Source organism: Nitratireductor sp. CH_MIT9313-5 (assembly GCF_037029545.1).
Lineage (GTDB): Bacteria > Pseudomonadota > Alphaproteobacteria > Rhizobiales > Rhizobiaceae > Chelativorans.
Genome location: NZ_JAYMER010000028.1, coordinates 4,724 through 27,868, shown reverse-complemented (window position 1 = coordinate 27,868; position 23,145 = coordinate 4,724). Strand labels below are relative to the sequence as shown.

Sequence of the window (23,145 nt, the reverse complement as noted above, 5' to 3'; positions counted from 1 at the left end):
TTATGTTCTCAGCGCTCGGCCCTGCCGCATGGCAGCGGAACCATCGCCCTGCCGATGATCTGATCTCAGGCCTCACGTTCCGGATCAAACGCAAGAAGCCGCAGCGCATTCAGTGTGACGAGCACCGTCGCGCCGGTATCTGCAAGGATCGCGATCCACAGCCCGGTAATGCCGAGGATCGTCGTCACCAGAAACACCGCCTTAAGGCCGAGCGCGATCGCCACATTTTGCCTGATGTTCGCCATGGCTGCGCGAGCAAGGCGAACCTTGCCGGCCACATCGGTCACGCGATTGCGCAGGATCGCGGCGTCGGCGGTTTCAAGCGCGACGTCCGTTCCGGAGCCCATGGCAACTCCGATGTGGGCGGTGGCGAGCGCAGGGGCATCGTTGATACCGTCGCCCACCATCATCACGCGGTCCCTGGCGGTCATCTCACGGATCGCCGCGACCTTGCCTTCGGGCATCAATTCGGCGCGATGGTCAATGCCCAGCCCAGCGGAAATGGCTGCTGCCGTGCGCCGGTTGTCGCCGGTCAGCATCACAGACGCGATGCCAAGCGCCTTGAGTTGCTGCACCGCGCGGGCGGCATCCTCTCGGGGTTCGTCCCGGAGCGCTACGAGTCCGACCAACTGGCTCCGGCGGAAGACCGCGACGACTGTCTTGCCTTCATCTTCCATGCCGACCACCGCCCCGAGCGCGTGGTCGTCCAACACACCGCGCTCCCCGGCGAACCGTGGAGAGCCCACCCAGGCGGTTTCACCCTCAACGACTGCTTCGGCCCCTTTGCCCGGAAGCGCTTTGGCGGCGGTCGCGGCCAGGAACGGCGCTCCCGCAGCTTCCGCGCGGGACAGGATCGCCTCCGCCAGAGGATGGCTCGACCCCGCTTCGACGGCGGCAGCCAGCGCCAGCACCTCTGTCTCCGATCCCGAGATCGGCACCACGTCCGTGACGCGCGGCCGTCCGTTGGTCAGGGTTCCGGTCTTGTCGAATGCGACATGCGTGGTGGCCGCCGCGGCCTCGATCACGGCGCCTCCTTTCATCAGCAGCCCGCGACGCGCGCCTGAAGAAAGCGCAGAGGCGATGGAAGCCGGTACCGAGATCACCAGCGCGCAGGGGCATCCGATCAGGAGAAGCGCGAGCGCCCGGTAGATCCACGTATCCCAGCCTTGCCCGAACGCGAGGGGCGGGACGATGGCCACCAGCACCGCAACTCCGACGACGGCCGGCATGTAGATGCGGCTGAAACGGTCGATGAAGCGCTCGGTCGGGGCCCGGGCGCTTTCCGCTTCCTCGACCAGCCGGATGATACGGGCAATGGTGTTGTCCTCGGCCGACTTGGTGACCCGCACACGCAGCGCCGCCTTGGAATTGATGGAGCCGGCAAAGACGGAGGCACCGGGTTCCTTCAGCTTCGGCACACTCTCGCCCGTGACGGCGCTCTCATCGACGCCCGAGGTGCCCTCGATGACTTCGCCATCTGCCGGGACCCGGTCGCCCGGGCGCACCAGAACGATCTGGTCCACCTGCAGCTGGTCGGCCGGTATCACTCGAGTCCGGCCGCCGATCTCCAGGATCGCGGTCTTCGGCACCAGACGAGCGAGCGCCCGGATCCCGTCGCGGGCCTTGTTCGCCGCAACACCTTCGAGAACCTCCCCGACGGCGAAGAGGAAGACGACGAGCGCCGCTTCCTCGGCGGCGTCGATGACGAGCGCGCCGCTGGCGGCGATTGTCATCAGCATCTCGATCGTGAACGGCATCCCCACTCTGGCGGACGCGACAGCGCGGCGTGCGATAGGGGCGACACCAATGAGCGTCGCGAGGATGAATGCCCACGTTGCCACATCCTGGGAGGCGAGCAGTTTCACGGCCCATGCCGCCGCGAGGAGGAACCCGGTGCCGATGACCAGTCTGCCCTTCGCGGTCCGATACCAACGCGAACCGGGCGCGGGCTGGCTCTCGGGCTCTGTCGATCCAGTGTCGGGCTCGAGTCCTGCGGCATCCTGCGCGCCGTCTGGCGACAACGGCCGGTCGCCTGCCGGCAGCACGAAGCGTTTCCGGTCGGGGCTCGACCCTTTCGTCGCGATCCCGTAGCCGAGCCGCTTGACGGTAGCCTCAACCTGGTCGCGCGGGGTCTGCGCCTCGTCCAGCGTCAGCCGGAGCCGCTCGGTCATCAGCGCCACGTCGACGTCGCTCACGCCGGGCAGGCGTTCGACCGCACCCCGGACCTTGCCGGCGCACGAGGCACAGTCCATTCCTGAGACCGTCCACTCGTGGATTGCATTGTTGTTCGCCGTCATCCTCACGCCTTTCCACCCCGCCCGGCGGGCAAGACTGTAGTTGTTCGATCGGGAACGTAATGGCTCTAGTAGCTATAGCTACAAGAGGGAATCTGATGCTGCCCATCGGAAAAATCGCTGAAGCCGCTCGTGCGAAGGAGACCGCGATCCGGCATTGCGAGCAGATCGGTCTGCTACCGAGCCATCACAACGGCGCAACTGGCCGGGGCCTCAGGCCGCCTTGCCAGGCTGAGCGCGTTACAAGCGGAGCACGAGGGCATGGCCGTACGATGTGTGCGTGACTACAGCCTCAGCCGTAGATTGCCGACACATGGCCAGCCCCTTGCCAAGGCCTGCATTCCTTTTCGAAGTGCAGGTTTGACGTAGATCAATGCGGAAATGCGCATCGAGTGTATAATTGATTCGGCTGGCAGGGGGGTTGTTCTGATGCGCATGGTCATCGCGGCGTTTGTTGCACTCGGATTCTCATCTTTGGCCGCTGTCCTGCCGGTCGTTGCCCAACAGGGCTCGCCCGGAGGCCGCGACTGGTGGGGGCCGGGTTGGATGGGCCCAGGCCATATGATGCCCGACGGTATGGGTCGGGACATGTGGGGCTGGGGGATGATGGGGCCGGGCCAGCAGGCGCGAATGCAGCGGCACTGGACCTACATGAACGAGGGTGTGCCCGCCGCCTATCGCGGTGCGCGCAATCCGCTGCGGTCGACGGATCAGACCCTGAGTTCCGGGGCAACGCTCTACGCCGAGAACTGCGCCAGGTGTCATGGACCCACCGGGTTTGGCGATGGTGAAGAGGGTCGCAGCCTTACGCCGTCGCCGGCGCTGCTGAATTACCTCGTGCAGATGCCGATGGCGGGCGACGAATATCTGCTCTGGACTGTTTCCGAAGGCGGGCAGCGCTTCGGAACGGACATGCCCGCGTTCAAGGACACCCTGACCGAGGATCAGATCTGGTCGATCATCGCCTACATGCGGGCAGGCTTTCCGTCGAACCAGCAGTAGCCGGGCGGCTCTCTGGACGTCCAAGCTGCGCGCGGGTCGCGTTCGGGGGTGCCGTCTGCCGGGCTACCTTTGAAACGCTTTGCCAATTCCTCCCCGTTTCCTTAAACCTCTAGGAGATAGAGATAACGGGCGAGGACATGTTCACGATTGGAAAGCTCGGGGCACAGGCAGGGGTGAAGGTCCCGACGATCCGCTACTACGAGCAGATCGGGCTCCTCCCGGAGCCGGAGCGCAGCGCCGGCAACCAGAGAGTCTATGGGCAGTCGGTGCTGAATCGGCTGGCCTTCATCCGCCACGCCCGCGAGCTCGGGTTTCCGCTGGAGGCCATCCGCGACCTTCTGAGCCTCACCGACACCCCCAACCACTCCTGCGCGGCCGCCGACATCATCGCGAAGAAGCAGCTCGCTGCGGTGAAGGCGCGCATCGCGCGGCTGACGGCGCTGAAAGCTGAGCTGGAGCGGATGATCACGCAATGCGCACAGGGTACCGTCGCCGACTGCCGCGTGATCGAGTCCCTGAGCGACCATTCCCACTGCATGCAGGACCACCAAGGGATGTCTTAGACGCCCGAATGACAGCGCTGCCGACCTTGACGATCTATGCTGCCGCGGCTTTGGCCGAGATCGCGGGTTGCTTCGCCCTCTGGGCGTGGTGGCGCCTCGGGGCCTCAGCGGTTTGGCTCGTTCCAGGCGTTGCGAGCCTGATCGCCTTTGGCTGGCTCCTGGCGCAGATCGACTCGGCTTTTGCCGGGCGCGCCTACGCAGCCTACGGAGGCGTCTACATCGTGGCGTCGGTCGCCTGGATGTGGCTGGCCGAAGGCGAGCGACCCGACCGCTGGGATCTGACGGGTGGCGCCGTCTGCCTTGTGGGCGCGGCCCTCATCCTGCTCGGCCCGCGCGGCGCCTGAACAAGAAGCCGCGCACAGCGCTTGAACCTCTGGCGACTCGGGGAACAAATCTGTGTCTCGGTCGATTCCTTGGGCCAGCAGGCTGCCTCTTGTCCGGCGAGGATCGAGTGGCTTGCGCATGCAGGGCAGATGAGGCCGCCTTGATCCGACGGCCAGCACGAACGGAGGCGAACCTGATGACCAAAGAACTGCCAAAGGATCCGGATGAACGTCAGCGCGGTACGCTCTGGACGGTTCTGCTGCTGAATGCGGCCATCGCCATCGGCTTTTTTGCGACAGGCGCATTAGGCGACTCCAGTGCGCTGATCGCCAACGGTCTGGACAACACCTCCGACAGCTTCGTGTACGCCATCAGCCTTTTCGCCCTGTCTCGTTCGGACAGATGGAAACGTGGGGCCGCCAACGTGTCGGGAGGGCTGCTGCTGATCTTCGCGGCTGGCATCCTGATCGATGCTGTTCGCCGCTACTACACCGGCTCCGAACCGCTCGGCCCGCTCATGATTTCCATGGCCCTCATTGCAGCGGTCGTGAACGGCATCTGCATCTGGCTTCTTGGTCGGCTCGAGGAGCCGGACGTGAACGTCAGGGCGGCCAACACCTTCAGTCTCAACGACTTCATTTCGAACGGCGGAATTCTCGTCGCGGGCGGTCTCGTCTGGTGGCTGGGCAGCAATTGGCCCGATCTCGTGGTCGGTATCGCGGTCGCCGGCGTCGCCGCCTGGGGCGGCATCGGAATCCTGCGCGACGCGCATGGCGAGCACCACAAGGCGGTCCATCAAGATGACGCCAAGATCTGAAAGAGAATACGATGCCTCACGACCACGGCCATATCGACCCCAAGTCCGGTGACCGACGGGTATCCATTGCGATCTGGGCCAACGCGCTTCTGACCGTCGCCCAGATCGTCGGTGGCATCCTGTCCGGCAGCCTCGCCCTGATCGCGGACGCGCTGCACAACTTCTCCGACATGGCCTCGCTGGTCATCGCCTTCGCCGCGCGCAAGATCGCACGGCGGCCGGCGGACGAGCGCATGACCTTCGGTTACGGTCGGATCGAGATCGTCGCGGCCCTGATCAACTACACCACGCTGATCCTCGTCGGCTTCTATCTAATTTACGAAGGCGGCATGCGGATGATCGACCCGCCCCAGGTCGCTGGCTGGACCGTGGTCATCCTCGGCGGTGTCGCGCTGGTGGTGGACACGCTGACGGCGCTGCTCACCTATTCGATGCAGAAGGGCAGCGTGAACATCCGCGCCCTTTTCCTGCACAACCTGTCGGATGCGCTGGCCTCCGTAGCGGTCATCATCGGGGGTGCGCTCATCATCCTCTACGACATGCGATGGGTTGACCCTGCGATTACCATTGGTATCGCGCTGTACATCCTCTACCTCGCCTTCACGGAGATCGGCGGCCCCATTCGCACACTGATGCTCGGCAGTCCGCCCGACATCGACAACGGCGCTGTCGTCGACGCGGTGCGCGGCATCGGCGGCGTGGCGGATATCCATCACGCTCATTTCTGGCAGATGCAGGAACACGCGGCGGCACTCGATACGCATGTTGTCATCGAGACAGGATCTTGGGAGCGCCTCGAGGACATCAAGGACGAGATCAAGCGAATTCTTGAGAGCCAGTTCGGCATTGCTCATTCGACGCTGGAATTCGAGCGACAAGAGCGGGCCCACCAGAACGCAAGCCTGTATGGACATGGAGGAAAGGAGGATGCTGGCTGACGCCAGCCACCGTGCGGTGGCGATGCCAAGTCGGGCATAACGAAAACAACGACTTAAGGTGGAGAAGGTTGGATGTCAGGCCCATCCCCTCCGCCACTTGCCCTCGCGAATGCGTACTCCCGATCCGGCTGCGGCCGGATTTTCTCGTTGTTTTCGAGGGTTATGCGGGAGGGGCTGTTAACCGGCCCTGCTGCAGGGAGGCCCCGACGTGGTCTCTCCGGGCCGATATTCTCCGGACCTGTTAACCGCCGCCGCTCCGGTTAATCTGCACAAGCTCTTGATAAAACGCGGGAAATCTCCGGCTTGGTCCGCATAGGTTCTGCAATCCAAGCGGGAAGAGAATGGAACACGTATCGAACACACCCCTCCGATTTGGTTGGTGTCACCGCAGCGCGTCTCTCGCACTCGGCACGTTGGTTTCGTCCTCACCGACCAAGGCCGCGAGCCGAGCGAGCGCTTCCACCACGATGCGGCCCTGGTCGTGGATGCTCTGGATGATCTCAGTTGGCGACCGGTCGTCAAACTTTGCAACGGCGCTTGGATTGACCGCCTTTAGGTCGAAGACAGCAGCGTCAATGGCAGCTGCCTGAGCCTCCAGTTCTCGCGCCGCCTTTTCCTTTTCGCTGATTTCTCCGATCAGCGCAGCCACCTCGGCATCTGAAGTTTTCAGCTTCTTCAGGCGCTTGAGCTTCTCCTTGAGGTCGATCACCGCGGCCTTGGTTTCAGCTGCCTGCGCCAAGATGGGCTGCATTTCTTCGCGGGCTTTCGCGCGGCGCGCGGCAAAGTCGATGGTCCAGGAGTAACGGCTGTCGGCCTCTGTCTTGCCGCGGAGCGGCAGCAGCCGGGCGTAGGACGGGAACGGCTTGCCGGCGTTCTCTTCCTGCGCAAGCCAATCGGCGGTCAGATTGGCGGGCAGCGCGCTGTCGGCAAGCGGCTTCCCATTTCGGACGCTCGGGCAAACTTTACCTCAGCCTAGGAGCAGTCATTGCAACAAGCGCTCCGCAGAGGCAACAACGCGCCCCATTTTGGTCGTCCTCGGTCCGGTTCCAGCAACCCGGAAGCTGCCGTTAAACGCGGCACCGGCTAAAACCCGCCAGGCGGGACGAAGCGGACTTACGTTGTGTCGGGAATGAATGTCCATTCCAGAAAGTCTGTCTTGCGAAACGGTTCGTGCGTTGCTTCCAACTTGTAGGACGCAGGTGTACAGCGCCTCGGGGTTCCAGTACATCGTCACACCCGACTCTACCTAAGGGCGCAATTGCTTGAAATGTTCTACTGATGCTCCTATTCTGAACTAACATAAGCTTTTAGAAAGAGGGGCAATGAGGCAGCTGACGGTCGAAAACAGTCTCCGTGAGGTAATCACCCGCTTGGAGCGCCAGGTCGAACTGGCGACCGCTCAGGGGCGCACGGATATCAACTCGGCCCTCGAAGATGCGTTCATCCCAATCCTGAAGGCGACCTACAATCTTCCGAACCTCGTCAACCTGAATCGCAAGCGAAAAAACTACCCCGGAATCGACCTCGGTGACGACCACGATCGGGTGGCGTTCCAAATCACCTCGACCACGACGCTCGACAAGGTGAAGTCGACCGTCCAGCAATTCATGGACCGGGCCTATTACAACAGTTTCGACGAACTCTTCGTTTTGATGCTGACACCGAAGCAGTCCTCCTACAAACAAGCGGCGATCGACGGACTGCTGACAGACCAGCTCTCCTTCAACTGCAAAAAGCACATCATCGACCTTGGCGATCTCCTTCGGGAGGTGTCTGCCCTACGCGTCACCGCTCAGGAGCGAATCCTAAGGGAGTTCGAGCACATCCTGGGCGAGACCGAAGCCTTCATCAGCTTTAGCGCTGAGACCATTGAGACGCCGACCACGATCACGTCGAACCTACAGGCTATTGAGCTTCCCGCATCTGTCTACGTCGCTGAACTCACCATTGACGATAAAGCGGTCATCACGCGGGCGAAGGCCGAGTTGAACTATGGTGGCCGCTCAACGAACCGGCGTTCCACCATCAAAATGGCCCTGCTACTGGAAGACGTCGAGACAGATGCTTGGGTCTACTACGATGGCAGAATCTTCGCTTTCGAGGACATGGAACAAACAGGGGTCGCGGCGATTATCGACGCGGGATCGATCGAACGCCTGGATGTGGCAGACCTTTCCGACTCGCCGGAGATCGAGAACGTAAACATCCTCAAGCAGCTCCTCGTCGCGCAGACCCAAGAGCGCCTGAAGGGCAAACAGGTGCGACTGCACTCAAAAGATAGGTTCTTTTTCTTCGGCCCCAGCCTGGAAGGACAGAAGGAGCGCAAGGAGGCGTGGATCGGCAAGAAAAGGTCGGAGCGGCGCGTCTACAAGGTCATCCAACAGAAGAAGGACCCCACCAAGGTAGCGCATCATCAACACCTGTCCTTCGGTCTGTCGTTCATCAGGTTCGAGGATGCGTGGTATGCGGAGATCGTTCCGAGTTGGTACTACTCTTTCAACGGCTACAGGCGATCAAACTGGCATGAGGACCTACTTTCGAAGCAGAAGCGTCAAGAACACAATTCAACCGTGCGGGATCAGGTTCGCTTCGTCGCCTACTTCCTCGCCAGCTTGACTGAGGACGGAGTGGGTACCTCGGACATCCGCTACCGGTCGCTTATCGAGTTCGAGACGAACCAAGGCGCTGAGGCTGAGGCTTTGCTGAACGAGGTGGAGGGTGTCGTCGAAGAGAATGGCGATGGTCCAGATGAGGTGGCGGCATGAAGCTCACTACGCTTGCAGAACCGTTGCTAGAGTTCGGCACTGGCACTCACATCTGTCCGCGTACCGGTATTGAGCAGATGGGGGTCTACGATAAGCGCGACGAGTTGCGCCGCACTGAACTGAGGATCGGCGTCGTAGGACGTGGTGAGGGCATCGACCTTCTGGATGAATGGCTTGCGAAATGCAGGGCCGGCGTGGAGCGCAAGGCCGGATCGAAGCTGCCGAACCTCTTTCGCGGGTTTGGCGGCATTAGCTTGGATCATGGCTTTCTAACCCGTATCATCAACTCGCCGCAGTACACCAGACCGTTGCAGAAGTCGGAGATCACCAGTGCACTGCACCTCGATACGCGGGCGGCACGGATCGAGCGGGCAGTCAATCTCTTTTACGAGCAGGTACGATTTCTCGCGGAGAACAGGGCGGTCGACGTCATCGTCTGCGTCCTGCCGAACGAACTGTTCGACTCAGTCACGACGAGGGCCGAGGGCGAGGCGTCCAACGACGAACTGGAGCACAATTTCAGGCGCATCCTGAAGGCGCGGTGCATGCACTTGGGCACACCGCTCCAGCTAGTACGTGAGAAGACCATACTCATTACCAAGCAGTCCGGCGATCAGCAGGACCCGGCTACCAAGGCTTGGAACTTTGCAACAGCGATCTACTACAAAGGCAACCGCACGATTCCTTGGCGACTTGTCGAGGACAACGCCAAGCCGACGTCATGCTACATCGGAATCGGTTTCTACAAGAGCCGGGATGGCGAGACAGTCTCATCAAGCCTTGCGCAGGTCTTCGATGAGTTCGGCCACGGTATCATTTTACGGGGTACCCCGGTCTCGATCGACAAAACGAACCGCCGTCCCTACCTGTCGGAGGAGCAAGCTCACGAGCTGCTGCGCGATGCATTGGAAGAGTATGATCGAGCACTCCAGCACATGCCGGCTCGCGTCGTAATCCACAAATCTAGCCATTTCCGCGATAGTGAGCAGGCCGGGTTCCGCCGTGCACTGAAGGAAAAGGGGGTCCGCTCACGCGACTTCGTGGCGATAACCGGCACCGACATCCGCCTCTTCGGGGACAAGAACTACCCGCCGAAGCGTGGTACGCTTCTGACGATGTCCGAGTCCGACGGCATCCTTTACACGCGCGGCACGGTGGACTTCTACAAGACCTATCCGGGGATGTACGTGCCTAGCCCTGTTAGGGTGACGGCCTACGATCAGGATTCGTCATTGGAGAGCCTCTGCGAAGAAATTCTTGGGCTCACGAAGATGAACTGGAACAACACGCAATTTGATGGACGTCTGCCGATCACGCTCGAATGTGCCAGCAAGATTGGCGACATCATGAAATACGTCGATCCGAAAGAACGACCGCAGGTTAGCTACAGCTTCTATATGTAGAAGACTGCGATCGAAGTTTGGTTAGCGGTCTCAGAGGGGGACTTTGTCGGCCCGGCCTTTCCCGGGGAGTTGATACCCATCTGATGATGGGGAATGCGTTTCGCAATGGATGCTCAGACTGCGTTTCTCAGATCGCTTGGCGTGGAGATCCTTGAGAGCGAACATCGTCGGCGGCCTGAGGCTGTGAAGGCGCGGGCCGTTGGGGAGATGCTGGACCGGGCGCAGTTCGAGGCGCTTTTTGCCTGTCTCGACTGGCGCAGAGTGAAGGCCTTGGAGACCCGCCGTCAGTTGGGACCTGCTCCTGCCCGGCTACCCCCCGATGGTGATTGCCGCTACGAACGCCTTGGCCTCTCGGCTCTGGTCGAAGATGCGCATAGGCAGATCGGCCTTAGGCATCCAGGCGCGTCCCGTTTCCACGGCCAGGGACACCGGAACGGCGGGGAAGACGTTAATGACTGCGTTTTCGCCATGGTGCGCCTTGATCCGATCAAACATGCCGCGAAGATGTCGTTTGTAGATCGATAGATCGTCTTGCCGCCTCATGATGTCGTTATGAGGGTTCTCCGCGGTAATCGACCAGATGGCGGCATTCTCTCCCAGGATAGAAAAGATCCGGTCGTCATCAATCGTGGCGCTCACACCCAGCTTCAGGGCGACGGGCAGCTCCTTCGCACCGGAATGGTCTTGGGTCCGGAAAGTGATGGCAGGTTGCTGTGACTGCCATTTCCAGGTCGCCGGTTCCCGATATTTCTGATGAACCGACACCGGCATGATGTCTCCGAGCAGCGTGCCGAGTTCAATCAGAAGCGGTTGCGGCGCAAGCGCGAAGACGCTCAGCTGCTGGATTTCCCTCTGTTCGACCCGTTCCTTGACCTTACGCGCGAACTGCCTGCGTAGGTGCTCGCTTTGCATGGCCCAAAAGGCCGGCTCCCCGTCTCGCACCTCTGCGTTGAGCTCGATGTCGATCGTGCGTCGCTCCGCCGGATGCCGGTCGGGCGGCATGGCTGCGAATATCGCCTTGGTGGAGACAAGAGATTCGAGCTGTCCGATATTGGCGGCGAACCGCAGCACGTGTGCCGCGCGGTCGGCATCCATGTCGGTCACGATCTCGATCCGGCTCTCATGTTCCTGCTTCATCGCGATGAGCGTGGCTTCCGGGTAGTCGCCCACATGATCCACATCGATGAGCTTGTGATGGATCGGGCACATCAACATCAGGTTGCTAATGTCTTGTTTCAGCAAAGGGGACCTGACCTTGTCGCCACGCGGGCCGTTTTTGCTGTCGGCCACGATATGGGCGATGAAGCCGAACTTGCCGTCTTCCTTTCCGGCGATAAGGTCGCCGATCAGCAAGCGGTTGCAACCGGCGAATTCACACCGTCCGGCCGCGAGTGTCCAAAGAGAAATCTGTGTCGCCTTCGGGATATAGGAACTGGACAAGGGTCATCCTCCAAACTCAGGCCGCCCTCGGAATGGCGAACGGTCCCATATTAGATCGGGTCGGGATGGTTGCCATCTTCATACTTGGCGGACAGTCGAATTCTCCCAGGAGGGTCTTGCCAATGACAAGGCCTCCTTCGCTTCATCTTGCCAGAATTCCGCATCAGGCGATGTTGACGATGAACTGGCCGCTGCGCGCCGCCAGCTTACCGTTCTTGACGATGAAACATTCTATACTGTGCTGACCGCGATAGAGTGTGCTCTCGGTATGGGTCAGCCCGCCCCGCACCGCTGAATCCAGGTTGAATCCGCCGCGTAGACAATCTGCCACCTCCGCTTCATGCCCGGTGTTCACCACCTGCCAATAGACCTTGAACCGGCCCGTCAGGGTCGTTTCGGCCTTGAAGCTCAGTGAGCTGTGCTTCGGCAACGCAGCGCCGCCACTGATGAAAGGCTGGGGACGAAACCCCTTCTGCGTGAATGTCGCGGTGTCGATGGAGACTCTGCCTTCCGGCTTATGGGGCCAGCGCGGTTTGCGCATATAGGCCGGCGCTAGGATAAGGTTGGCGGCGCGCACAAGCGGCGCTACGTATCCCGATTTCTGGACCGGATTGCGCCGCCCGAGGGCCCGATTGACCAGTGCCGTGCCCATGTGCTCGCTTAGGATGGTTCCCGCGACATCGGCCGTGGCGGCCCGGTGAGCGGACGCGAAATCGGCGCGGGCCTGCGCAAGCCATTCGTGAAATGCATCCCGCCGCTCCGGATATTCTCCCCATTTGTCCGCGAAGTTCTCCGCAGGGTCGGCCGGGTTCTCGACCCAGTCAACACCTTCGCGCTGCGTGATGTACCTGTCCATGTTGCGGAGGATGGAAAAGAGTGCACCTGAGAGATCATCTTCTTGATTGTAGGCGTGGGCGGAAAGCGTCGTAATCAGGATCGAGATCGGTTTCTCGTCAGTTCGGTCGCTGAACATCATATCACGATGACGCTTGAGGATCTGGATGGTCCCTTGCAGAGGCGTGCGCACGCGGTAGGTTGGCACGTCCTCGACGCTGGCCCGCATCTTGTGGGCCTCGTTCAGGGCACGGGTTCGGAAGGCTTGGCCCATGCGATCCCTGAACCACAGAGCGTAGCCTTTCGGATTGCTGCGCGGCCAGTCTCCGGCGATCCGTTGGAAATCAGGGTGTTCATTATCCGTGATGGCGAGGGCGGTGGCCCCGAGACGGGCAAGGACCGGACCTGCTTCCCTGAGGTATCGCCTCTTCTCGGAATCCGGCACGGCCGGCAGAACGTCCATGTGAAACTGGGCACCGTCGGCGTAGACCAGTGTCCAGCACCGCCGACCGTCATCCGGCTTGCTCATGCCGTGGCGCTTTGCATAGGCCCTGATTTCGACGCCAACCCGCCGTTTGAGCTCCGCCTGGCTCAGGGAAGACTTCTCGTAGCCGAGACGGCAGACCATATCGATGTCATAGTCTTCCTCGTCCGACGCGGGCTTGATTGCCGTCCCCAAGCGAAATGAGCCCTGCACATAAACGTCCGGATCGCTCTCCCGGACGGTTGACTCCGGCCTGTGCAACCACTCACCAAGCGACTTGTAGCTTCTCTCGGCCTGCTCGTAGCGGCTTGGCGGTACCTGCAGTTCCTCGACGAGATCTTCGAGCAGATCGTCGAGGGGACGGGTATTTGGCAGCGTAAACGCCATGGCAAAGGGCCTCCTTTTAATCAAAGCGACAAATGGTACATGAGCTCCCGAGGGGCCTGCGGGGGTGCAATTGTGGATGGCCGACAATCCTGGCTAGCTATCATCCGCAATCACACAGAACTCCGCTCCTAGCGAAAAACAATCAGCCCGCGCTCCGAGAAGAAGAGCATCCAGTTGCTGCATGCGACGGACATCTGATCGGTTCAGAACACCATCATCCATCCTTCCTCGAATGCTGTTAAGAACGGAGCGGCGCGCCCGCGGTTGGAACACAACCACAGTCGTTTTCATGTTTGAGCCCAGCTCATCAAGCATGGCGAGCAACGCGTCTCGGTTCTCTTGTCTTTGGCCTTCATGCCAGACCGCATTCTGCAGAGCGCCGTTAGCGTTCGCCGCCAGCTTTTCTCGCAGCAGCCCGCGGTCGATGTGGCGGAGGTTCTTGACCGCCTGCCCGACGACAACCTCATAGTCGGAAACGGAAAGTCCGCGATTGCTATTGTCTGACCCGCTTCCCTTCACGTGGATCAGCGTGAGTTCAGGCGGATCGCTTACATCGTTAATGTGAATGAAATCGGCCGACTCCATGGCTCCGTCGTCGCACACGAGCCAGCCGGTCTGCGGACCTCGTTCCGCCAGATTTGGCCAGTGTCTTGCAACCATGCCAAAAAGGGATTTGTCGTCGGCATTGCCGGTGTTCTCAACCGCAAACCGTTTGCCGTCCAATGGCTTCTCTTGCCAGAAGGCGGTATCATCCTGCGCCATCGAAACCCATTTCCAGTCGGAGAACCTGGCGTCTCTGAAGCGGGTTTCGTAGAAATGACCGCGCGAGAAAGTATGGCCCGTGTCGTAATAAACCGTGAGGTTTCCTGGGTCCCGGCAGATCGTAAGAATTTCAGGATCCCGGTCATTGTTGTTGAAACCGTCCACCTGCCGAATTTTGAGTCGGAAATCTGCGCCTGTGGATTGCTCGAAGTCGTAGGCCAGTCGCCCAAGCCTGTCTGTTGCCCAGTATACGTCAGCCTCAAAGTTTGCGCTTCCGGCGACGGCTGTGACCTCAAACCGAGCTGTATCGCCAAACTGCTGGAGCCATCGAAGTTCGCCCTCATCTGCCTCGCCGTCGCCATCGTTCACCTGTTCGGGTACAATGAGCGCGAGGTCGTAGGGCTGCTCAATTCCGTCTAGAGTAGAGATCGTCGAGGCGAGAATTGGGAGAGGTTTGTCCGGCCGCGCAGCATCGTTCATGCAGGTCGCCGCTCGGTCGAGAATGATGCCGATGGATCTGGTGAACTCGTTCCAGGACCGGGTGGGGCCAATCCAGATACGGCCATCCGACGGGCTTGCACCGACGACCGCACCCGTCAAGTCGTCTGATAGCGACATCGTACTGCGGACCGAACTGAAGTAGTAGGTCTGGTCCCCAAGCGGATCGAGGGAGGTCTCCAATTCGAGTCCCGAGAGAATCTTGGAGTCAGGCTTGATTGCGGTTCGACGGTGTGTCCCGCTGAGCCAAAGCGTCCGAACCTCGCTCTCGACAAATGCCTTGTTGATCTGGCTCGAGTTGAGCCGCGTGATGCTCGCAAAGGGTCCGTCGGCGGCTCGTAGGACCTTCTTTGAAACCGAGCTTCGAAGGCCATTGTCGGAGAACACTAAGGCGTACAGACTTCCGCGTCTGGCGACGATGATCAGCTGATTTAGTGTGTCTGCAATACCTTCACCAACGAACCAACTCGGAACTCTCTTTTCGACATAGTGCGCCAGGGCGATCGTCGTGCCCTCAACTTCGATCCAGGAGTCCAGAACAGTCGGAAATCTAGGTTTTTCCTTGTCCTTCTTTTCAGCATTTTCCTTGGCAAGATCGCGGATCGCAGTGATTAAATCGCTCGGGCCAATCGCCTGATCATTTGTTGCACGGTAAAGCGCAACAGACAGGTACGGTGTGCATTGATCGCTGGATATTGCCATTGGGATCTCTCAGCTTGCCGGTCTTCGGTGGGTGACCAGTAGGGGTCTGATCAGTTTCTCCGCGCGCTCACGCCTCTATCTCAAATGATTTTGGTAGATTCTGCGGCTGGTAGGATGGAAAGGTATTTTTCCGCTGAAACACCGAATCGTGGATAAGAGCATTTTCTGGAATCATGCGCGGCTCGTAGTGCGGCAGATACAATCCGAACTTGGCTTTGCGTGCTGGCCACTCTCGCCATTTTACTTTCTTGGGCAGCCACTCGAGAATCCGCCAGGCACCGGTTGAAGATTTATGCAACTCCGCACCCGCGCTAGGTTCTACGTATTCATGTTGGCTTCCACGTCTCGCCTTACCTTCCACAAGATGATTGAACATCGACGTGTTCGCATTCAACCCGTGTGCCTGTGCTTGTCGGATCATCCAATGGAGTGGAAACTTTGACAAGCCGCTCTCAGCTTCGGGATAGCCACCTCCGATGTCGGAATGGCAACCCGAGAACCAAACCTGCCGGCTGTCTTGTTTTCGAGGCTCTGACGTCGAGAAGCGGTTGGGTTTGAACTCCTGTTCATCTTTCCAAGGCCGCAAACGGAACATCCGGCGAAACTCATCGATAGCGATCGCTTGACGAAAAACTTCAACGCTGGGGTTCTGCAGCGTGTAGGGCAGCGTTTCCAGGCTAGGGAAATAGAAGCGGTCTGGGCGTGGCACGATGACCGATGCAACCGTATCCCATACGCCAAGAAATTTGATCGGTATCGTTCGCCCGCCTACGATTCTACGGAAATGCCAGGCGACAGACAGATCCTCCCCATCCATCGCGGCGCGCTTGTAGGCAGCAAATGCGTAACCGACGTAATTCAATTGGTCCGGGCGCAGCAGTCCGAAGAGATGCATGAAGCCGGCAAGGACGCGGACGCTGTAGGCCCCTCGACTGAACCCGAAGAGAAAGATTTGGTCGCCATCATCGTAGTTGTCGGCTAGGAACCGATAAGCGCCGAGGACATCGTCGTCCAGCCCATAGCCGGTGGCCAAGCCCAGGATACCTCTTACGTTCTGGCTAAATCTTCCCCAAGTCTTTCTTTGGCCCAAGGTCCCGACTCCGGGGTCATAATACACGACCTGATTTTCATTCTTCTCTAAAATACGATAAAGCTTGAGAACATTCGACATAATGACGCCGATTTCGTTGCCCGTTCCGTCACAGCAAACGACAATGTTCTTCGGCATCGAATATCTCCTTCAGCTATGAGTAGAAGCTACCACAGGATGTACGCGCTTCAACTCAATCGCGCATCATCAACCGCGACCGCGGAGCTGCGTCAGTCCAAAGAGGAAGAGGCCCGACCGACTGGCCGTGACGGGCTAAGTGCCTGAGAGAGGTTCAACGGCGCCGTCAGGAGTGAAGCGGATGAATGAAGCCGACTTTCACGACACGGGGTTCCAACGGCGGCTCGGGACCGTCGACGTCCCGAGCCGCCACACCGATGAACGCCCGCTTTCTTCGTCCGACTCCCAGAACCCGTCAGTCGGCTGACGGCCCCAACCCAGACGTGCAGTGGTTTAGTTTTCCGAAGCTAACGACGCACGCGCGCCGCGCCGCGATCACTGTAGAATTCGTGCCGCAGCGGGTGATCAGCAGCTAAGGCTGCTGATCACCCGCTTGAACAGCGTTCTCGACTCTTTGGGATCCTACTCCACCTGCTCCGGTTCATAACACGGATGATCTGCAGGATATGCTTCCACATGGTTCGGAACCAGCTTCAGATTGAGGCTCTTCCTGCGCAGATGCTCCTGCTCCTTCTCCAGATCAACCTTGTATCCGGTGAGTGCACGGAGGATCGACAGACCAATGGCTTGGGCCATGGCTGGCGGGAAGGCATTGGCAATCTGCCGGAACTTCTGCAGATTGCTGCCCTGCAGTTGCCAGTCGTCGCGGAAGCCTTGCAGGCGCGCCAACATTTCCAGCGTCAATTTCGGCATGTGATCGCGAGGCGCATCACGATCCGGTGCAGCCTTGGCGTAGTGGCCGGGGTCAACGCCGAGTTCTCTCCAGCTTTCCCGTGATTTCGGCTGTGCGAGGTCGATGCCGCCCTTCTTCTGGCTGCCGCCAATGATGGTGGGGGCATAACCGTTGGCGCGCTCTTTCCATTCATCCACATGAGCCCAGCCCTTGGCTGCCATGAGGTCATAGAGTGCTTCACCAACTGTGGGTGCGTTCTTGGCCAAAGGCTCTGGCCAGGAGAAGCGGTGCACGACCCCGCGTTGGAAGCCCACGAGAATTGCCCGCCTGCGTTTTTGTGGCAGACCGAAGTCCGGGCCGCTCAGGATGCGCCATTCCGCATCGTAACCAAGGGCTGTCATCCGGGCGAGAATGCGCAAGCGGTGCATCGCGTTCGATGCCTGCAGAGCACCGGTGACATTCTCCAGCATCACCGCCTTGGGCTTCAGTTCACGGATGAGCTTCATGGCCTTCGGGAACAAATCGCGTTCGTCAGCTGCTCCCTTGCGCTTGCCTGCCTGTGAGAAGGGCTGACAGGGAACGCCACCTGCAAGAAGATCAACACCTTCGAATTGGCTCAGGTCGACATCACGCAGATCCGCCTCGATGACGGGCCAGTGCTTGCCGTTGTGACGCAACGTGGCGGCTGCATCCTTGTCCACTTCCACAAGGCCCACATGTTTGAACCCGGCAGCTTCAAGACCAATGGCCTGTCCGCCAGCACCAGCACAGATTTCCAGAACAGTAGGCGCTTTGTGGCCGTAAACACCAACGGGAACATCAAGCGGGGTGTCTCCGGCCTCCCTCATGCGCTCTACAGCCGTAGAGGTTCCGCTGTCGTCATCATAGCCAAAGGCCCAGGCCAATTGCCATTGCAGGAAGCCGTTGAACTCATAATCGACCTGCCATGGCTCCCCGTCGCCATAGCGATGCTCATGATAGACGTTCTTCTCGGCGATTGCCTGCAGAGCGCTATGGGTTCCGGACCAGCCTCGATTGATCCCTTCCCGTGACGCGGTGATGAAGTCGGGATCAACAAGGTCGGGCAGATCCTTCATAAGCTCCGCGGCACGCGGCGCGATTGCTTCGACCCGACCCTTTTGACGGACAAGCGGGTTCTCCTCTTCAAGCTGCGTGATGGTGCAGACTTCTTCCGTCAGTGCGTGAAGGGAATCGAGCCAAGCATCTGCTGCAGCACGTGCCTTGCGCGCAGCGGCATTGCGGAATGCACGGCGGCGGCGGTCATCGAGTGTGCCCTCCACCGCAGCCTTGGCTAGCGCGATGTCGCGCTTCAGGCCCCGCAGTTCCCTTGCCTGCAGCGCGCGGCCGGACTTGATCATGCGGATTGCTTCATCGCGCACCGTCTCATCCTGCCCAGCCAGATCGAGCAGAACAGAGGCTGCGACACCATTTTGGATCAGGAACTCGCGCGGGGTCAGCTCCTCGCCGCGGAAGGAGATGCGTTCGTCACAGTCGCCGGGAAAGAGTTTGGCAAGCCGCACATATCGCTGCACGTCTCGGCGCGGCACCTGGCACTCGTTCGCAAGGAATGCGGTGAGCTCACCGACCTTCATTTGCTGCGAAAGCTCCTCCCACAGATCACCGATGCGGAACGCAGCCTTCGCCTGCTGCACGCGCCACCTTGTGACGCTGTCTTTGACCTTGCGCAACTCCTTGCCGAAGAGGGTTTCCATCTCATGAGCATCGTCGCCATAATCTCTTGCAGCCTGATCGGCATCCGCAGCATGCACATGTTCTTCCGGCACATTATCCATGCCGTCGATCGATGGCACATCATCGAGCAGCACGTGCTCATGCGTGTCGTCAACCTGCCGAGATTTCAGCTCTTCCATTCCCGCCCCCATAGTTCGTTGCTTGCAGCCATAGCGGGCAATGCATTGCGAGGCGGTGAGAGAGATTGTTCAAATGCAATCAATGTCGAAACAAAGCCGCAGCGTCGGCAGATCCATGCGCGACAGCGTCACTGACAGACTTTCATAGATTTGCCACATCCTCCCGCAACGCTCTCAGGCGGGAGGATAGGCCAATGCCACGCATCGGCTACACGTCGAAGCATATGCGGCTTGCTGCAGCCGCCGTCATTGCTGTGCTGCTTCTGATCCCCGCGATCGCGAACCTTATCAGCAACTCTGTCATGTGGACGGCAGAAGACTTCGCAGCCGCTGCGCTCCTGTTGGCGTCCGCCTGGATTGGTATTGAGGCAGTGATAGCCGTTACCAGCAGCAATGGCATCCCGCGCATGATCCTGGCCGCAGTCGTACTGATCGGAGTGCTGGCAGCCTGGCTGCATCTCGCAGTTGGTATCTGGTGAGAGCGAAATAGAAGCCCACCGACGCACGCCAGGCCTGCATAACTGTTTGACACCTGAAATTGCCAAACACTCGTCAGCGCCCAAGCATGGTCGAATCGGTGAAACTGAGCGGCAGCCGTGGCTACAACATAAGCAACTTATCAAGTGAAGCGGTGTTCCGCGACAACCACATCAAAATTCGCCGAGCCGCACTTAGAACAGCGCAGGCTGCCAAGGGGAAGGTTTTCACCGGAGAGCGAAAAGTCGTGGCCGAGCCGATGCTCCAGAACGCCAGCATCCAATTCATAGTCGTAACCGCACTGCGGCATGAGGCATCGTGCGCGGATCTGCAAGTCTTGCTCCCGGCACTCTCTAATCGTAATCACAGGTAGTCCCTACATTCTACGTTGGAGCTGACACAGGCAGAACAGCCAGCCACTGCGAGTGTTCCATCCAATTAGGCAATCTGTTTCATATCACGAGACTAAATGCAGACCCATAACTCAAACAAAATGAAGGCGCAGCTCTGACGAGGCGGCGACTGTTGCACGAACAGTGACAGCCCCTTGCCGCACTGCCAGCCCACGCCGTATGTCAGATTAACGCCTCCCACCCTCTCGGACTCGCTTCCCAAAGATTTGAATCGGTCGGCCGTGATCCACTCTCTGAATATCTCAACTTGTTTCAAGCGCGATGCCTTGCCTGCAGGTTGAGGTGCATCCTTCTCTCACCTAAGAGCACTTGGTCACCTCAGAGTTGTTCTTCCTCGGACAGAGACCATCGGCCGCCATCAACTCCGCGACATCGTGAAAGTAACTTTCGCCCACGACGTCGACGTTTCTAAGTGCCTGCTCCATCTGCTTTCGCCACTGCACCAGAACGAGACGTTCTGGTGCAGTACATGTGATGCATAGAATGATGCTCGCGTGTTCGCTGTCTGTAAAACTGGCGAGGGGGAAACACATAGATCATTGTAAGTTCAGGTTCCTGCCTAGTCTCGGTGGCAGGAGCTCCTTTCGCCTTAGATCACACCGAACGCCCTCATCGCTTCTGCCACGCGGACGAAGCCCCCAATATTGGCACCCAGCACGTAGTCGCCGGGAGCACCGTATTCTTCGGCGGTGTCGAAGCACCTGTCATGGATGTTGTGCATTATGTTCGCCAGCCGCATCTCCGTCTGCTCGAAGGTCCAGCTGTCGCGCGAGGCATTTTGCTGCATCTCGAGAGCAGAAGTCGCAACGCCCCCAGCGTTTGCCGCCTTTGCAGGTCCAAATAATATGCCCGCCTCGCGGAAAATTCCGACCGCTTCAGGCGTGCAGGGCATGTTCGCCCCCTCGCCGACTGCTATCACCCCATTCTTCACCAGCATCCGCGCGTCCCTGCCGGTGAGCTCGTTCTGCGTGGCGGAAGGCATGGCAACATCGCAAGGCACATCCCAGATCGAGCCCTTCTCAATATAATGCGCGCCTGCGCCCTTTAGCCGGACATACTCAGAGATGCGCTCGCGCCTCGATTCCTTGATTTCCTTGACGAGATCGAGATCAATGCCGTCCTCGTCCACGACATAGCCTCCAGAGTCAGAACATGCGACGATAGTGAACCGCGCCGGGTTTGCCGGAGGCTCCAACTCTTGAGTAGGATGGAGCATCATGAGCAAGACGACGAACAAGTATTCCCCGGAAGTGCGCGAGCGTGCCGTTCGCCTGGTTCTGGACAACGCAGGGCAGCATGAGAGCCGGTGGGCGGCGATCCTGTCGATTTCATCGAAGATTGGTTGTGCACCCCAGACGCTGAACGAGTGGGTCAAGAAGGCCGAGGTTGATCGCGGAGACCGGGCCGGTATCACGACCGAGATGGCCGAGAAGTTGAAGTCCTTGGAACGCGGGAACCGCGAACTGAAGCAGGCCAACGAGATCCTGCGGAAGGCTTCGGCGTATTTTGCGCAGGCGGAGCTCGACCGCCGCTCCAGGACATGATCGCCTTTATCGAAGAGCACCGTGACACCATCGGGGTCGAGCCGATCTGCAAGCAACTGCCGATTGCCCCTTCCACGTTCTACGATCACATGGCCAAGAAGGCGAACGCAGATCTGCTGTCGGATCGGGCGAAGCGGGAGATGACCTTGAGGCCCGAAATCGAGCGCGTCTGGGAACAGAACTACAAGGTCTACGGCGTTCGCAAGGTTTGGCACCAACTGCGCCGGGAGGGCTTCGACGTGGCCAGATGCACCGTAGCGCGGCTGATGAAAGACTTGGGCCTGGAAGGCATCATCCGTGGCAAGAAACACAGGACGACGATCCCGGACAAGTCCCGGCCATGCCCGCTGGACAAGGTGAACCGTCAGTTCAAGGCCCCGGCGCCGAGCATGTTGTGGGTCAGCGATTTCACCTATGTCGCCACCTGGCAGGGCTTCGTTCACGTGGCCTTCGTCATTGATGCCTTTGCGCGTCGCATAGTGGGATGGCGGGTCAGTCGAACGGCCCATGCCGGGTTTGTTCTCGACGCCCTCGAACAGGCCGTTCATCAGCGGCAACCTGGGTCGGGCCTGGTTCATCATTCGGATCGCGGGTCGCAATATCTGTCCATTCGCTACACCGAGCGTCTGGCCGAAGCGGGGATTGAACCGTCCGTCGGCAGCGTCGGCGACAGCTACGACAATGCCCTGGCCGAGACGATCAACGGACTGTTCAAAGCCGAGGTCATCCATCGGCGTGGGCCATGGCGCAATTTCGATGCCGTGGAATACGCCACACTCGAATGGGCCGACTGGTTCAACAACCGCCGCCTGCTGGAACCCATCGGAAACATTCCCCCAGTAGAGGCCGAAGCAAACTACTACGCAGCTCTGGAAAGATCAGACATGGCCGCGTAACTAAGATCAATCAGCCTCCGGTAAACCCGGCGCGGTTCACTTCCACACGTTTGCGATGCGTAACGTCTCTCGCAATCTTGGAGGCTCCGATGATGGCCCCGCTTTGGTTCTTGATTGGCGAAACAGTCAGGGAAATGTCCAGCTCCCGACCATCTCTCGTCACGCGTCGTGTTTCAAAATGTCTAACGATCTCGCCATTGCTGATGCGAGATAGAATGTCATCTTCTTCAGCATGGCGTTCAGCTGGGATGATACGTGTGATGGATTCACCTATCATCATCCTGGCATCATAGCCGAAGAGCTTGGCTGCGCCTCGGTTCCAGCTTGTGACGGTCCCATCGAGCGTGAGGCTTATGATCGCGTCTTCGCAATGCTCTACGATAGCTGCGAAATCGATTGAACCAACTTCCGACAATGACTGAGACATGCACTTGGCTCCGGAACGCAGGACCGCCGCTTAGTTCAACTTCCATCTATCAGCTATAGTCTTCTGCTTTGCAAACGCGGAAGTTTGCTGAAAGCTGTCCTTATGCCCCCTCACCCTGCCTAGGCATTAGTATGCGATGGCAAAGCCCCGCCAGCCGTATTGAGCAGGTTCAACAGTTTCAGCCTTGCACGAGAGAAGACGCTGAAGATAAGCAGACACTTGATCCCGGACCGCAGCGGCCGTACAAACCTACAAGTCTCGTCCGCGAGAGTATCAAGTTATCGCTTTGAAATAGCACTGAATCCACGGTCGGAGAACAGAA

The 23,145-nt window shown here is 59.5% G+C and carries 19 protein-coding genes and 1 other annotated feature; of the genes, 9 read left to right on the top strand and 10 right to left on the bottom strand.

The features are described 5' to 3' along the window. Positions 1-65 precede the first annotated feature (65 nt). Positions 66-2,297 (bottom strand): heavy metal translocating P-type ATPase, encoded by a 2,232-nt coding sequence (locus WA367_RS16845; RefSeq protein WP_336057940.1) that lies wholly within the window; start codon positions 2,295-2,297, stop codon positions 66-68. 426 nt (positions 2,298-2,723) lie between these two features. On the opposite strand from WA367_RS16845, the gene WA367_RS16840 reads away from it, so the two are divergent. The 5 genes from WA367_RS16840 (at position 2,724) to WA367_RS16820 (ending at position 5,938) form a co-directional block, all read left to right on the top strand. Next, on the top strand, positions 2,724-3,296 hold the full coding sequence (locus tag WA367_RS16840) for a c-type cytochrome (protein ID WP_336057939.1): 573 nt from the start codon (positions 2,724-2,726) through the stop codon (positions 3,294-3,296). Positions 3,297-3,433: 137 nt separating this feature from the next. Then, positions 3,434-3,859, top strand: coding sequence for a MerR family transcriptional regulator (locus tag WA367_RS16835; RefSeq protein WP_336057938.1), 426 nt, complete (start codon positions 3,434-3,436; stop codon positions 3,857-3,859). 8 nt (positions 3,860-3,867) lie between these two features. Then, positions 3,868-4,203: a YnfA family protein gene (locus tag WA367_RS16830; protein WP_336057937.1), complete on the top strand. Its 336-nt coding sequence runs from the start codon at positions 3,868-3,870 to the stop codon at positions 4,201-4,203. Between the two features lie 176 nt (positions 4,204-4,379). Continuing rightward, positions 4,380-5,000, top strand: a complete 621-nt coding sequence (locus tag WA367_RS16825) for a cation transporter (protein ID WP_051913717.1) — start codon at positions 4,380-4,382, stop codon at positions 4,998-5,000. Between the two features lie 11 nt (positions 5,001-5,011). Next, positions 5,012-5,938, top strand: a complete 927-nt coding sequence (locus WA367_RS16820) for a cation diffusion facilitator family transporter (protein ID WP_336057936.1) — start codon at positions 5,012-5,014, stop codon at positions 5,936-5,938. Positions 5,939-6,320: 382 nt separating this feature from the next. Here the strand turns inward: WA367_RS16820 and WA367_RS16815 are convergent, their stop codons facing one another. Then, positions 6,321-6,677, bottom strand: a complete 357-nt coding sequence (locus WA367_RS16815; RefSeq protein ID WP_336057935.1) for a hypothetical protein — start codon at positions 6,675-6,677, stop codon at positions 6,321-6,323. Positions 6,678-7,260: 583 nt separating this feature from the next. Here WA367_RS16815 and WA367_RS16810 point away from each other — a divergent pair. Together WA367_RS16810 and WA367_RS16805 are read left to right on the top strand one after the other, a co-directional pair. Then, positions 7,261-8,703 carry an SMEK domain-containing protein gene (locus WA367_RS16810; RefSeq protein WP_336057934.1) on the top strand — a complete coding sequence of 481 codons (1,443 nt, stop codon included), beginning with the start codon at positions 7,261-7,263 and terminating at the stop codon, positions 8,701-8,703. Continuing rightward, the gene (locus WA367_RS16805) at positions 8,700-10,106 is read left to right on the top strand and encodes an argonaute/piwi family protein (protein WP_336057933.1); all 1,407 of its coding nucleotides are present in this window, start codon (positions 8,700-8,702) and stop codon (positions 10,104-10,106) included. The genes WA367_RS16810 and WA367_RS16805 overlap by 4 nt, the downstream gene beginning before the upstream one ends. A 309-nt stretch (positions 10,107-10,415) precedes the next feature. Here WA367_RS16805 and WA367_RS16800 read toward each other — a convergent pair whose 3' ends face one another. From WA367_RS16800 to WA367_RS16780, 5 genes are all read right to left on the bottom strand, one after another. Continuing rightward, on the bottom strand, positions 10,416-11,546 hold the full coding sequence (locus WA367_RS16800) for an SAVED domain-containing protein (protein ID WP_336057932.1): 1,131 nt from the start codon (positions 11,544-11,546) through the stop codon (positions 10,416-10,418). A 163-nt stretch (positions 11,547-11,709) separates the two neighbouring features. After that, complete coding sequence (locus tag WA367_RS16795; protein ID WP_336057931.1) at positions 11,710-13,251, bottom strand: nucleotidyltransferase; 1,542 nt, start codon at positions 13,249-13,251, stop codon at positions 11,710-11,712. Positions 13,252-13,344: 93 nt separating this feature from the next. Next, complete coding sequence (locus WA367_RS16790; RefSeq protein WP_336057930.1) at positions 13,345-15,213, bottom strand: hypothetical protein; 1,869 nt, start codon at positions 15,211-15,213, stop codon at positions 13,345-13,347. A 67-nt stretch (positions 15,214-15,280) separates the two neighbouring features. Then, the gene (locus WA367_RS16785) at positions 15,281-16,441 is read right to left on the bottom strand and encodes a DUF2235 domain-containing protein (protein WP_336057929.1); all 1,161 of its coding nucleotides are present in this window, start codon (positions 16,439-16,441) and stop codon (positions 15,281-15,283) included. Positions 16,442-16,903: 462 nt separating this feature from the next. Continuing rightward, complete coding sequence (locus WA367_RS16780; protein WP_336057928.1) at positions 16,904-19,066, bottom strand: DNA cytosine methyltransferase; 2,163 nt, start codon at positions 19,064-19,066, stop codon at positions 16,904-16,906. A gap of 194 nt (positions 19,067-19,260) precedes the next feature. Here WA367_RS16780 and WA367_RS16775 point away from each other — a divergent pair, with 194 nt between their 5' ends. Then, entirely contained in the window at positions 19,261-19,545 is a 285-nt protein-coding gene (locus WA367_RS16775; RefSeq protein WP_336057927.1) for a hypothetical protein, read from the top strand. A gap of 140 nt (positions 19,546-19,685) precedes the next feature. Here the strand turns inward: WA367_RS16775 and WA367_RS16770 are convergent, their stop codons facing one another. After that, positions 19,686-19,877, bottom strand: coding sequence for a hypothetical protein (locus WA367_RS16770; RefSeq protein ID WP_336057926.1), 192 nt, complete (start codon positions 19,875-19,877; stop codon positions 19,686-19,688). 668 nt (positions 19,878-20,545) lie between these two features. Then, the gene (locus tag WA367_RS16765; RefSeq protein ID WP_336058163.1) at positions 20,546-21,172 is read right to left on the bottom strand and encodes a hypothetical protein; all 627 of its coding nucleotides are present in this window, start codon (positions 21,170-21,172) and stop codon (positions 20,546-20,548) included. Between the two features lies 1 nt (position 21,173). Here WA367_RS16765 and WA367_RS16760 point away from each other — a divergent pair. Next, positions 21,174-22,396, top strand: a protein-coding gene (locus WA367_RS16760) for an IS3 family transposase (protein WP_336057925.1) whose coding sequence is annotated in 2 segments (ribosomal slippage) — positions 21,174-21,462 and positions 21,462-22,396 — 1,224 coding nt in all. Because the reading frame shifts where the segments join, the coding sequence is not laid out codon by codon here. Continuing rightward, positions 21,455-21,571 (top strand) — a sequence feature (AL1L pseudoknot). (Overlaps the previous gene by 117 nt.) A gap of 10 nt (positions 22,397-22,406) precedes the next feature. Here the strand turns inward: WA367_RS16760 and WA367_RS16755 are convergent. Next, positions 22,407-22,823, bottom strand: coding sequence for a PAS domain-containing protein (locus tag WA367_RS16755; protein ID WP_336057924.1), 417 nt, complete (start codon positions 22,821-22,823; stop codon positions 22,407-22,409). Positions 22,824-23,145: the final 322 nt, after the last annotated feature.

Coding starts and splice junctions, on each gene's coding strand:
- WA367_RS16845 (WP_336057940.1), bottom strand. CDS start 2,297: ATGACGGCGAACAACAATGCAATCCACGAGTGGACGGTCTCAGGAATG.
- WA367_RS16840 (WP_336057939.1), top strand. CDS start 2,724: ATGCGCATGGTCATCGCGGCGTTTGTTGCACTCGGATTCTCATCTTTG.
- WA367_RS16835 (WP_336057938.1), top strand. CDS start 3,434: ATGTTCACGATTGGAAAGCTCGGGGCACAGGCAGGGGTGAAGGTCCCG.
- WA367_RS16830 (WP_336057937.1), top strand. CDS start 3,868: ATGACAGCGCTGCCGACCTTGACGATCTATGCTGCCGCGGCTTTGGCC.
- WA367_RS16825 (WP_051913717.1), top strand. CDS start 4,380: ATGACCAAAGAACTGCCAAAGGATCCGGATGAACGTCAGCGCGGTACG.
- WA367_RS16820 (WP_336057936.1), top strand. CDS start 5,012: ATGCCTCACGACCACGGCCATATCGACCCCAAGTCCGGTGACCGACGG.
- WA367_RS16810 (WP_336057934.1), top strand. CDS start 7,261: ATGAGGCAGCTGACGGTCGAAAACAGTCTCCGTGAGGTAATCACCCGC.
- WA367_RS16805 (WP_336057933.1), top strand. CDS start 8,700: ATGAAGCTCACTACGCTTGCAGAACCGTTGCTAGAGTTCGGCACTGGC.
- WA367_RS16795 (WP_336057931.1), bottom strand. CDS start 13,251: ATGGCGTTTACGCTGCCAAATACCCGTCCCCTCGACGATCTGCTCGAA.
- WA367_RS16790 (WP_336057930.1), bottom strand. CDS start 15,213: ATGGCAATATCCAGCGATCAATGCACACCGTACCTGTCTGTTGCGCTT.
- WA367_RS16785 (WP_336057929.1), bottom strand. CDS start 16,441: ATGCCGAAGAACATTGTCGTTTGCTGTGACGGAACGGGCAACGAAATC.
- WA367_RS16780 (WP_336057928.1), bottom strand. CDS start 19,066: ATGGAAGAGCTGAAATCTCGGCAGGTTGACGACACGCATGAGCACGTG.
- WA367_RS16775 (WP_336057927.1), top strand. CDS start 19,261: ATGCCACGCATCGGCTACACGTCGAAGCATATGCGGCTTGCTGCAGCC.
- WA367_RS16765 (WP_336058163.1), bottom strand. CDS start 21,172: ATGCTCCATCCTACTCAAGAGTTGGAGCCTCCGGCAAACCCGGCGCGG.
- WA367_RS16755 (WP_336057924.1), bottom strand. CDS start 22,823: ATGTCTCAGTCATTGTCGGAAGTTGGTTCAATCGATTTCGCAGCTATC.